The following is a 13,017-nucleotide window of genomic DNA, read 5'->3' on the forward strand; positions in this document are numbered from 1 at the left end:
TCAATAATTAACCAAGATTAACCAAGTTATCAATTCAAAGTCTGTAGTTTTTGTCACTTGTTGCTGCTTGGGAGGAATAATACCCCCTTTCCCTGAATTAAAAAGATTTTTAGTGATACGGTTAGTAAATGTACGGGTAATAGAATCAACTGCTTTATTTAGTAGTTCGGTTTCTTTACCTATATTAGATCCATGACTGGTGCGCTGGTTAAATAACTGACACAAATCTTTATATGGTTGGGTTTTTCCCGCACATAAAAGACGGTATATCTCTAAAATTTGTTTAGGTTGGGCAAAGGTATAGCGAACATTACCATCATCCCTGATATAAACCAAAAAATAAGGTTGTAGGGCGTTAACTTGTTCATTTCCTAATGTATTCTCTATCTGTTGCAGACAGAAAATAATCCCAGGTTTAATCACCTCATACTCTTTTTGGGTAGGGGTAGGAACAATTCCATATAATCCTAAGGCAGCATTTTCTAACAGTTGCCTGTTTTTTTGCAAGTAATTTAATAAATCTATACGAAAATCATCTAAGCTAAATTCTGTTAAAGAAATGCTGTCATTAAAATCTTCAATGTCTAATACTTCATCTTTTAACCGTAGTAATTGTTCGTCTCGATAACTCATTTCTTCGGTGAATAATTCTTGTAGTTCATCTACATTTAAAAGATTATCTTCTCCAGTGGCTGTAATATCAACTAAAGCCATTCTCGCCTCCACTCGATTTTTGAGATTAATATATCTATTTAAGTCTTCCGTTGGCCAAAAATTAACTAATTGCACTGTATGATTTAAACTACCAATTCTATCAATACGTCCAAATCTTTGCATAATTCTTACAGGATTCCAATGAATGTCATAATTAACTAAATAATCACAATCCTGTAAATTTTGTCCTTCAGAAATACAGTCAGTGGCAATTAATATATCAATTTCTCCTTTTTGGGACATTGATTTTATCTTATCTCGTTGCTTGGCCAGAGGAGAAAAGTTTGTCAGAATTTCCTCAAACCGGGAACTACCAAAGGTGGTTTTATTACCACTATTACCTCCAGTTACTAAGGCTATATTGATATTTAATTCTGTTTTTACCCACGCTGCCAAAGCATCATATAAATATCTAGCTGTATCAGCAAAAGCTGTAAAGATGATGACTTTTTTATTTTCCTTATCCTGTTTATTAAAAGTGGGATGAGTAACTTTTTTATCAATACATTCTTTTAATTTTGCTAATTTAGCATCTCTAGAAATATCTACATCTTTGGCTTGAATATATAACTTATGCAGTTGTCTTCTATCCCTAGCTAAATCAACTAACCATCTGTCAATATCTAAATGTTTTAATTGATATTTTAGTTCTCTACCTACTTCAAAGGCAGCTTGTAATTCTTCATCATCACCATCTTCTATTTCATAATCTTCACTTTTGAGTAGTTCTGTTTGATACTGGTCAATTTTTTTAATTTTTGACTCTAACTTCTTAATTTTCTCAATGGTTCTCTCTAGGGTGATTCTAAAGGAATAAACGGAACTTTCTAAACGTTTGAGAAAGTTGACTTTCATCATACCAATTAAGTAATTTTCTCGATTATTTTGAGTAAAGTTATTTTGGATAACTTTCCCTTCATATAAATCTTGATATTGTTCTAGCACATAATTGGAAGGTTTAAACAAAGATAATTGATAGTCAGAAATTTGCTCATTAATATCATCATAATCTAAGAAATTATCTTCCAAATCAATATGAGAAAATAAAGAAATAGGTTTCAGTCTCTCTGGAAAACCTCCTAATTCTTTAATTGCTTCTTGATAATACTTTTGAATATGTTTACGAGAACGAGCGATCGTTAACCTATCTAATAATGTAAAAAAGCTAGAATTTAAGTTTTCTAATAACTCATTACTATGATGTTGCTTTTTCTTTGACCAGAGTGTAAATTCTTTTTGGGCAGTGGTTAAAGTTTGTTTGATACTATCAATCCCCAATGTTTGACTAAAGGCATTATCTTTATCTTCCACGATAAAATTAATCTGATTTCTTAAATCTTTTAAGTCTGTATTCACAGGGGTAGCAGATAGTAATAAGACCTTAGTAGGAATCCCTTTTTTAATTACATCTTCCATGAGACGTTCATAGCGACTTTTTTTAATCACATTTCCATCTTCATCTCGTTTGCCTTTGGTATTATTCCGAAAGTTATGAGATTCATCAATCACCACTAAATCATAATTACTCCAATTTAATGTTTCTAAATTAAGATCCCCTGAATATCCCGTATCTCTACTCAAATCTGTATGAGACAAGACTGTATAGTTAAATCTATCTTCCACTAAAATGTTTAAGTCACTATTATTAGCAGCATGGTAAATTGTCCAATTATTTCTTAATTTTTTAGGACATAATACTAAGACTTTATAATTCAATAACTCAAAATATTTAATGATGGCTAAAGCCTCAAAGGTTTTTCCTAAACCCACACTATCAGCAATAATACAGCCATTATATTCCATGATTTTATTAATCGCACCTTTGACACCATCTTTCTGAAAATCAAATAATAAGTTCCAAATTTTTGTATCAGTTAAGTGACGTTGTTTAGTGAGTAAATCACTGGCTGCTTGTTGGTCTAAGAATCGTTTAAATAAATGAAACAGTGTTTTATAATAAATAAATTCAGGGGCATTATCCTGATAAAGTTGATTGAGATAAGTAATTACTTGATTCTTGACATCTTGTACCAGGGTTTGATTATTCCATAACTCTGCAAACCATAACTGTAAATCTTGTCTGTCCCTTTCACTATCAACGATTAAATTTAACTCAATATTACTATTGACCTTAGCTAATCCTAATCCCTTTAAGGTAAAATTCGAGCTACCTAAAATGGCAGTTTTTACCCCATTATTATCAATGTGGTACATTTTGCCATGGAGTAAGTCAATTTGTTTAATTGACCGAATATTGACCTTTTTTTGGATCCATTCTTGACATTCCCTAGCTAATTTACTCTGTTTGAGGCGATCGCTTAGTTGAATACCAGTATCTTCAATTTTAAAAGCTTTTTGATCAGTATTAGTGCCGATGGCTTGAATAAACCGAGGTTCTCCAAATAAGAAATCTAAGTTATCAATAGATGATAATTCCTGTTTTAACGCTTCAAAGGCATAAATCGTAAAATAAGCTGAGACGATAGATAATTTAGAACCTAGTTCAATCTTATCTTTGAGAAAATCTCCAACTGTACCCCGGTTGCGGTTGTCTCGAATACCAGATTGAAACACAGAAAGCTGATGATCTGACATATTGGTTGAGAAAAGTTGAGAAAAAATTGCTTTTCTCTTAGTATTCCCTAATTGAACCTTTAACTTTCAATGAAAATAGAAAATGTAAATGAGAATAAATACTCACCATTATCAGTACCCAAACCGTTAGTTATCACCTATATCAGCGTATTTTATGCCTATTTTATCTTTTTAAAGATATTAAATAAAATTCAAACGAAATACAACTAGAATAAATTAGCTGATATTATATTAGTTCGGAATTAATTCAAACCCTACTGACTGCTGTTTGCCTAGCGTAAGCCATAAGCTGACTGCTCAAGGCTGACCACTGACAGCTATAATAGTAATTGTTGTGATATTACTAAGTTTAGTAAAATGCCAGAAATTTCTTTACGTGATCAATATTTAGAGTTAATTGATAACATTATTGAAACTACTCTCAAGGGTAAAATTAGCTCTGTAGAACAGGTTTATCAAATGTTGGTAAAAGGTATTACTTCTGGTACAGGAGAAATATTTGAATTAGCGTTAAGTGAAAGATTAACAAATTTAGAAACTCAAGTAGCACAAGAGAAAGATGATTTAAAAAAAGCCAAAATTACTCGCAGTTTACGCGCTATCAAAACTATAGAAACTCAATGGCAAAGATGGCAGGAACAAAATAAAATTACAGAAGTTATTTCTGGATATATTAAAGAAATTACTACCGTGAAACCAGAGGAATATTTAACAGTATTATGTCGCATAATTGATCCTAATCAAAAATATCCTCTCAACTTATCTCAACTACAACAATTAGCTAAAAACTTACAACAATTTGCCATAGATAAACAAGAATTAAGGGAAATCTCTCAAGGGATAATTCAAGGAATAACATCTTGGCAACGCATTCAAGAAAATCTATTAAGTTGGATGTATGAACAAAAAGGTTCTCTAGGTTTTGGAGGAGTAGCATCAGAAAAAGGACCTTGGACAAGTTGGAGTAAATTAGTCAAAAGTGAAATACCAGAAATATTTTTTAAAACCTTAGCACAAGAAAAATCTGTAATCGAATTTACTGAAGAAAACCCAAATATTAGTATTAGCAATTGGGTAGAATTAACCATAGTCCTGCAATTTTTACAAAGAGGTTTAATTAACTGGTTTGATCAGCAAGTGTATGATATTCAAGCAGGTCCTAAATTATCCATATCCACATTTTTAACCTTTGCAGTTATTTGGAGTCAACTAGCAAATGGTTGGCAAAATAAACAATCACAATATAGTGAAAATGCTAGTCAAATTATGTTGCAAATTTTAAGAACATTTGCCCAATGTCCCTATTTTCCTTTGCATGGAGGGATTTTCGCTTCATTTTCTGGTAGTTATTTACGCGATGCCATAAATTATTTAGATGCACCTTTAAAAACAGTGGAAGGTACACAAGAAAAAGCAAGGATATTAACATTATTGGGGTATTCCCAAAGGGCTTTAGGTAATTATGAGCGATCGCTAAATTTCCATCAAGAAGCGGTAAAAATAGCCAATTTTGCTAAAGATGAACCTTGTGAAATTGCTAATCTTAATCATTTAAGTCGTACCTATGTCCAGCAAAAGAATTATAGTCAAGCCATTAACTATAGTCAAAGGGCATTAATATTAAGTAGACAAACAGGTAATAGAATTGGTGAAGCTAATGCTTTGGTTAATTTAGGTTATGCAGAAGTTATGCAAGCGAAGGAAACAAATATCAGAGAAACAGAAGTTTATGAAACAGCAATTAATTATTTACAGCAAGGTTTAAAACTCACAGAAAAATTAGGAGATATGCAAAGTCAAGCCTTATGTGTGAGTAGTTTAGGTATTGCTTATTTAATTACTGCTGAATATTCTCAAGCTATTAAGTTTTTGGAAACTGCTTTTAATATGTCCCAAATTGCTGGAGATTTATATTTACAAGGTAGAAGTTTAGCATATTTAGCCGAAGCAAATTATCATCTGGGTAATTATGAAAGGACAATTTATACAGGTTGTTTAGGAATGTATTTATTAGAACAAATTGCAGCTAATGAATGGAGACAACCGGGAGGTTTATTGACAATCTTAAAAGGACAAATTGGCGTAGATAAATTTCATTTATATCTACAACAACATCGTCCTAAATTAATTGCCATTATTGGTGTTGATGGTTATGATTATTTGCCTAAATTATTGATTAAATATCAAGAGGAATAAAGATACCGGACTTCTTCAAGAAGTCCGGTATCTGCACAAATACAATCATTTATCATATAATCGAGAATAAACCTTTTAGTAATTATCAATTATCAATTACCTTTGTTAATAACTCCACAATTTCATGAGGGTTTTTAGCAATAGGAACATCTGCCGTAGCAAAAGCAGCTAATTTACTTTCAATAGTGCCAAAATTGGTATCATTACGAATTACAGAAACTAAATTTCCCATGTTTTGCCAAGTTTGACTAATGGGTGCATTTCTACCAGCAAGATAAGCAATTACAGGTTTATCAATTGCTTCACTAATGTATTTAGCTGCTGCTTCTTCACTTCCTCCTCCTGGTTGACCAATTAATACTATCACTGAGGTAGAATCATCTTCATCGAGAATTTGTAACCATTGGGAAAAGGAAGAACCAACAATAGCATCACTACCAATACTCACACTTAAAGACTGTCCTAAACCTACTTTAGTTAATTCCCAGGCGACTTCATAAGTTAGGGTACTACTACGACTGACAATACCCACAGAACCAGGAGTGTAAAATTCACTTGGTTGTGTGCCTAATAATATTTTTCCAGGTACAATAATTCCTGGACTATTAGGGCCAATAATTAAAGTTTCTCCATGTTCTGTTTTTCTGAGTAACTGCACCATATCCAAGGGAGGCACACCAGCAGAAGTAATAATAATTTGGGGAATATGGGACGCTATGGCTTCTAATGCTGCATCTAAAACTTGATAGGGAGGAACACAAATGATCGTAGTATCTATTGTGCCAAAATTATTGACCACTTCTTCTACTAAGTCAAATACTGGAAGATCATACATTTTTTGTCCTCCTTTACCAGTATTTACTCCAGCAACTAAGTTTGTACCATAGGCTTTCATTTGGGCAATATCACTGGCTGATATAAATTCTGAAAACCCTTGAATTAAGACTTTACTCTCTGGTGTTAAGTTCATACTTTTAATTGGTAATTGGTAATTGGTAATTGGTAATTGGATAAAATATAACTTTCCTGACTCTAGGGGTTTAGCATTGCTAAACCCCTACAGCAATTCTGATAGCTGACTCCTAAATCGTAAAACGTACTGCTTGTGATACTGCCATATCTAAATCTTCCACAACTATCAAAAACGGTTCACTCTTAGCAAGAGTAAGTAAGGATTTTCTGACATGATTTAATTCTGAACCTGCTAATCTAATTACTAAATAGGGTAAACCCTCGGAATAATTTTTTGTACCATGAGATCCAGAATTATATTTATTATTAGTATTATTGGTATTGTTAGTGTTTTTCTTAGCATTGTCAGCTTGTAAAAATTTACTAATAATTGTGGGCAGTTGATAAGATTGAGGAATATTCCCTAAAAAGTTGATTAAAATAACTTGAATATTGCTATTTTTTGCTAGACTTTTTAAACTACTTTCCAGGCGATCGCTAAAATTTGTTAATGTGGTATCATTCAAAAAAGAATGTCTTAAATTAATACATCTACCTGGTTTTCCACCTGCATCCACCACTGCATCTAAAGTAGTTAATACTGAACCTCTACCATTACCTAAAATACCAATTTTCCCCAACATTTCTAATTTGTCACTTTGATCCTCCAATAAGATACTTTTCCTTTTATTCACCTGATTTTTAACTATTTTACCCGCAATTTCTGATATTTCTGGATGACGTTTAATAGCTCTGTCATTTACTCTAACTTTACCATTAAGAGCCATAACCTGATTAAAGGAATTAATACCTAAAGGATTGATTTCAATAAAGTCTAAATCCTTTTCTATAAACAAGTGATACATTTTCTCTACCACATTGCTCACAGACTGTATCAATTCTCCTTGTAAACCCATCTGTAAAGCCAAGCGTCGGGCATAAAATGGAGAAAAGTCTTGCTGTACTATCACATAGTAAATCTTTTCCTGGGGCGATTCCCAATCAAAATCTGCCGATTTACAACCTAATAATACTGGACGACAAACAGTGGTATCCAGAACTACGGCCAAAGAAAACTCCTCTTGGGCATCATATTTAGATTCTGCCAGTAAAACCTCTGGTAATTGTCCCCAAATAGGCAAATTAAATATATTTTGGGCAGCAGCGATCGCATCTATGGTAGTTTCTACAATTCTCACACCACCTGCTTTTTCTCTTTCTCCTCCTTGCACCTGAGATTTAAGTACAATAGGATAGGGGATTTTTAATCCTTTTAAATCTGTAGGCTGATCAATTCTCTGTGATGGTAACACAGGAATTCCGACTTCAGCAAACCATTCTTTAACTTGGTACTCCAATAAATCCATTAAGACACACCTTATTAACAAGTAGTAATTAATTAACCATCTTGATTCTGATGCTATCTGATTTTTGGCTAATTATAGATCGTCAACTTCTAATACAAGTTACCTACTTATTGCCAAAGGTGATTGTCTAATTCCTAATCTAGCTGTATAAAAAAAGTAACCATCTCAAAATATTCATCTTTGAGTCTATTTTACTTTACGTAATGAACTTAATTTTGTGCTACTGTGTGCTAGAAAGCGACTCTAAGATATTTATTTCCGAAAACCCCCTTAGCAAAATAATCAAAACTATAGAAAGTGACTGCAACGCTTTATGGAAACAATACAAAACAAAGAACTACGACTTCTAAGTGAGATATTAAAAGAAAGACTAGTAGCTGAAATTCCTGATAGTCAGAAATTTGACGTTAAGTGTGGTATAAAAAATGACGAGCTAGTAATTTTAACTACTCATCCTACCCATGTCACTGTCAACACTAAGCAGGTGTTTTCAGTGTTAGAACAAGCATTACAGTGGCAATTTCATTATCAAACAGAAAGAGTACTGTTTTTTATTCGTTCTATGGCCAATAAACGCCCCTATGATAAATACATAGCATATTTTCGACATCAGCATACAAAAAATATAGCAGAAATACAACTTTTAGATGAACCACTTCCAGAAGATCAAGAACTAGTAAGAAAATATCAATCAGCAGCACAACCGGAAATTGTACCACCTAGTGATTTAAATAATAATTTAATATTAGATAGTCAAAGACCTATTAGTGATTCTTCCTCTGCTAGTTCAGAAACACCACTATTTGTTAATGCATTTGCAGACAATATAGAAGATGATGGTGGAGAGGCTGAGAATAACGATATATTATATACTCCTGATGCTGAATATGAACACGAAAGTATAGATAACAGTGTGGAAAAGGACAAATTTGATCCTTTTGCGAAGATTCCAAATAAAAGGCGAAAACAACGGTTAGCATTATCATTTCCTCCTCTACCTGTAATTTTTGGTAGTCTTTTAGTAGTAGCCATAATTTCTACTGGTGGGATGTTTGTTTTGTATCGTGGTTGTGCTATTTCTGAATGTCAAGAATTGCAAAATGCCCAACAATTAAAAAATGATTATCTGCAAAAAATTAAAAGTGTAAAATCGGAGAAAGATTTACCAGCAATACAACAAAAATTAGCCACTAGTATTACACAATTAAAAATGATTCCTGGATGGTCTCCAAAATATGCACAGTCTCAGGAATTAATTACTAGTTTTACCAAAAAGTTAGCTAAAATCACCCAGGCTGCTACCGCTTTAGGAACTGCATCCGCAGCTGAAAAAACTAGTACTACTCCTGTAAAAAGTTTAGATGAGTTGCGAAATAGACAAAAGCAATGGCAACAAGCTATTACACGATTACAAGCTATCCAACCTAATAATGAAATATACCAATTAGTTATGAAAAAGTTAGGTAGGTATCAAAATAGATTAATGTCTGTCAATCAGCAAATAGTCAGAGAAGAAATATGGTTAAGCAAACTAAGGAATGCCCAAAAAGTGGCAGAAGCAGCTATTACCCTACAAACCACTGCTAAATCAGCACCAGAATGGCAAAGAGTAGAATCAGGTTTACAAGGGGCAATTAGCCAATTAAAAACTATTCCAGTGGATAGTTTAAGCCATCAAGAAACTCAAAAGCTATTAAATGAATATCAACCTAAATGGATATTTATCCGCGATCGCGCTAAAAAGGAAAAAAATGCAGCTACAGCCTATCAAGTAGCGATCAAAACTGCAAACTTAGCTAAAGGACTAGGGACTCAAAATGAGTATAAAGCAGCAGTAAACGCTTGGCAACAAGCAATATATAATGCAAGAAAAGTTACTGAGGGTAGTTTTTATCATGAACAAGCTGCGATACTAATACAGTCTTATTCATCATCGTTAAAGGATGCTAAACAGCAGTTAGAAATGTCCGTTGATAATTTAACAAAAACTAAAACAGAATTAAATACTACTTGTACAAGTAGTATTAAAATTTGTACCTTTGCAGTTAATAATCAAGGTATTAATGTACGTTTAACTGCGGAATATGATCAAAAATTACAAGCTAATAACCAAGAAATGGAAAATCATTTCCGCAGTTTACAACAAGCATTGTCTGTAATTAGTAAAAATGCTAATTTACCAGTGGTATTGACTAATTCCAAAGGAGAAGAAAAGTATATGAAAAAACCAGAGTAAGCTAATGTGCAGCACTCACTGTATAATTAAAAAACCTGAAGTTACAGTAGCACAAGCATCTTGCTTGTATTAATTATTCAATTTAAAGGCACAACAGCTTAGGAGTCAGGAGTCAGGAGTCAGGAGTCAGGAGATTATTTTACCAATCACCAATCACCAATCACCAATCACCAATCACCAATCACCAATCACCAATTCTAAAATCCTAAATGATGTTGTAGTGCTTGACGCATTTCATGTATGGGAATATCTTCCCGTTGTAACCAAATTTTTAATGCTGCTGCACCTTGTTGTACTAACATTTCCAAACCATCAATCGCAATTATACCTCGCGCTTCTGCCTTGTGTAAGAACTTCGTTGGTTTAGGAATATAAATTAAATCATAGGCGATCGCACCATCAGGTAAATAACCTATTTCCTGCTCACTCAATGGTGATTCATTCATTTTTGGATACATCCCGATGGGAGTAGTATTTACTAATAACCTAGTATCAGGAAGTAACTGGGGTAATTTGTCCCATTCATGCCATTGAAAACGACCAGGAAAGGGTGTATTTTCCCAGCTGTGAGAAAACGCCCTCAACTTATCAACATTGCGCCCTACAACGTGAATTTCTGCCATTTCCAGTTTCATACAACCTGCCACCACAGCCCTAGCAGCACCTCCATTACCTAAAATCACAGCTTTGGTTTGACTCCAATCTCGATGATAAGTAGTTTTTAAAGGTGCGATAAATCCTTCTACATCGGTATTTGTTCCTATCCACTGGTTCCCTTGACGGATAACAGTATTAACAGCGCCAATAGTATAGGCAATGGGAGAAATTTCTGATAGTAGTGGTATAATAGCTTCTTTATGGGGGATAGTGACACTAAAACCCATAACACCCATAGCAGCAAAACCAGCGATCGCTTGTTCTAAATTTGCTGAAGTAATAGGAAAAGGTAAATAAACATAATCCATGTTTAACTTATTCAAAGCCGCATTGTGCATTACTGGTGATAAAGAATGTTCAATAGGATCACCAATAACTCCTAAAAGTTTAGTTGTGCCAGTAATCATGTTATCTCGTTAATTATAGGGAACAGCCAAAAATTGGTTCAGTCGAGGGACGTGGGATTTTATCAATTCAGAAGGCAGTTAGAATATAAAACACAACTATATGGTAGTAAGTTAGTAACCCAAGTTGCTAGTTATTAATTTGCGGATATTTTGTAGTCTGTAGGGTGCGTCAGACAGAATAATTTAGGTTAAAATTACCAATTTTAAGATTCTGACGCACCATACTTTGTCTAACTGGCAACTTACGTTAGTAGTTGTGGATAGATTTTATCCTAGCAGTAAAACTTGCTCTGATTGTGGAGAGAAAAAATCTCAATTACCACTATCATAAAGAGTGTTTAAATGTGGTAAATGCGGTTTTGAGTGTGACAGAGATTTAAACGCGGCAACAAGTTAAAAAAAAAGAAGTGGTCAGTGAGCTTGTCGAACTGCGGTTAGATTAACCGTGTTAGCCTGTGGACTAGATAGTGCCGACACTTCTAAGATAAAGCAGGAAGAAAAAGCGAACTTTTGTGAGAATTAGTTAGCTTTTTTGTATGGGAAAATATTATTTCCTGCCCCTCTCAATTAAATCTGGAGGTGCGACACCCCATCCAGTTTTCGATGTTATTAGCTATAATTCAAAATTATCAAATATTTAAAATACTGGCTATTGGGAGCGATCGCACAGTGACTCATAATCACACTACCATTACTATAGAAAATATTACCCCCCAGCACTATTCCTGGAAATTCTGGCCTATTGTTCCATTATACCCATACAGTCAACGTCGCACTATCCGTAAAGAAGTAATTAAAGATACTATCTGGACCTTCGATCAAATACAGGGAATTTTCTATGTAGTTGTGCCAATTCGCATGACAGTGGTAAAATTAGAACATGGCGGTTTACTCGTTTATGCACCTGTCGCACCTACTAAAGAATGTATTAATTTAGTCAATGAGTTAGTGGCAGAACATGGAGAAGTAAAGTATATTATTTTACCTACTATTTCAGGAATAGAACATAAAGTATTTGTGGGTCCATTTGCGCGATGTTTTCCTAATGCAGTAGTATTTGTTGCACCGGGACAATGGAGTTTTCCAGTAAATTTACCGTTGAGTTGGTTAGGTTTACCAGGGAAACGCACCCAGGTATTACCCACAGATAGTCAAAAAACACCTTTTGCAGATGAATTTGATTATGCCATTCTCGGTCCAATAGATTTGGGACTTGGTAAGTTTGCAGAAGTGGCATTGTTTCATAAGCGATCGCAAACTTTATTACTTACAGATACCATAGTTTCCATACCAGCAGAACCACCAGCCATAGTACAACTTGATCCCTATCCCTTATTGTATCATGCCAAAGATAAAGCCGATGATCTAGTATTAGATACACCAGAAAAACGTCTTAAAGGATGGCAACGTATTACATTATTTGCCTTTTACTTTCGTCCCAGTGTGCTAGATGTACCCCGGTGGAAAGATGTATTTAGAGATGCGTGGAAAGCCCCAGAACGCAGCAGAAAATCATATTTTGGGTTTTTTCCCTTCCAATGGCGATCAGGGTGGGAAAAGTCATATCAAGCCCTAAGGGGAAATGGACGCATTTTTGTAGCACCAGTATTACAAGCATTAATTTTAAACCGCGCACCGCAAGAAACCCTCAAATGGGCTGATCAAGTGTGCAAATGGGATTTTCAATGGATTATTCCCTGTCATTTAGACGCACCAATTACAGCCCAATCGCAACAGTTCAGAAAAGCATTTTGTTTTTTAGAAAAATATCCTAAAACCAGTTTAAATAGAATAAATTGTGATTTACCCGAAGATGATTTTCAGTTGTTGCGAGATATTGATCAAGGTTTAAATAGATTTGGTATTGTACCACCAGCGCAAGAAAAGATATAGA

General features: G+C 34.0%; 8 protein-coding genes. 4 read left to right on the top strand and 4 right to left on the bottom strand.

All coding sequences use genetic code 11. The features are described 5' to 3' along the window. On the bottom strand, positions 1–3,309 hold the full coding sequence (locus tag H6F32_RS10760; RefSeq protein WP_190369328.1) for a helicase-related protein: 3,309 nt from the start codon (positions 3,307–3,309) through the stop codon (positions 1–3). Positions 3,310–3,666: 357 nt separating this feature from the next. On the opposite strand from H6F32_RS10760, the gene H6F32_RS10765 reads away from it, so the two are divergent. After that, positions 3,667–5,505 (top strand): tetratricopeptide repeat protein, encoded by a 1,839-nt coding sequence (locus H6F32_RS10765; protein WP_190369329.1) that lies wholly within the window; start codon positions 3,667–3,669, stop codon positions 5,503–5,505. An 85-nt stretch (positions 5,506–5,590) separates the two neighbouring features. On the opposite strand, the gene H6F32_RS10770 is transcribed toward H6F32_RS10765, so the two are convergent. Both H6F32_RS10770 and H6F32_RS10775 read right to left on the bottom strand, forming a co-directional pair. Next, positions 5,591–6,475 carry a CoA-binding protein gene (locus H6F32_RS10770; protein ID WP_190369330.1) on the bottom strand — a complete coding sequence of 295 codons (885 nt, stop codon included), beginning with the start codon at positions 6,473–6,475 and terminating at the stop codon, positions 5,591–5,593. 112 nt (positions 6,476–6,587) lie between these two features. Next, on the bottom strand, positions 6,588–7,823 hold the full coding sequence (locus H6F32_RS10775; RefSeq protein WP_190369331.1) for an ATP-grasp domain-containing protein: 1,236 nt from the start codon (positions 7,821–7,823) through the stop codon (positions 6,588–6,590). Positions 7,824–8,136: 313 nt separating this feature from the next. Between H6F32_RS10775 and H6F32_RS10780 the strand changes: the two genes are divergently transcribed. Then, on the top strand, positions 8,137–10,059 hold the full coding sequence (locus H6F32_RS10780) for a hypothetical protein (RefSeq protein WP_190369332.1): 1,923 nt from the start codon (positions 8,137–8,139) through the stop codon (positions 10,057–10,059). Between the two features lie 197 nt (positions 10,060–10,256). Here H6F32_RS10780 and H6F32_RS10785 read toward each other — a convergent pair whose 3' ends face one another. Then, entirely contained in the window at positions 10,257–11,123 is an 867-nt protein-coding gene (locus H6F32_RS10785; RefSeq protein ID WP_190369333.1) for a shikimate dehydrogenase, read from the bottom strand. Between the two features lie 334 nt (positions 11,124–11,457). Between H6F32_RS10785 and H6F32_RS21085 the strand changes: the two genes are divergently transcribed. Together H6F32_RS21085 and H6F32_RS10790 are read left to right on the top strand one after the other, a co-directional pair. Then, positions 11,458–11,520: a zinc ribbon domain-containing protein gene (locus H6F32_RS21085; RefSeq protein ID WP_313926625.1), complete on the top strand. Its 63-nt coding sequence runs from the start codon at positions 11,458–11,460 to the stop codon at positions 11,518–11,520. A gap of 206 nt (positions 11,521–11,726) precedes the next feature. Next, positions 11,727–13,016: a DUF4336 domain-containing protein gene (locus H6F32_RS10790; protein WP_190369334.1), complete on the top strand. Its 1,290-nt coding sequence runs from the start codon at positions 11,727–11,729 to the stop codon at positions 13,014–13,016. Position 13,017: the final 1 nt, after the last annotated feature.

Origin of the sequence: Anabaena sp. FACHB-1237, from assembly GCF_014696225.1 — a bacterium.
Classification (GTDB): domain Bacteria; phylum Cyanobacteriota; class Cyanobacteriia; order Cyanobacteriales; family Nostocaceae; genus FACHB-1237.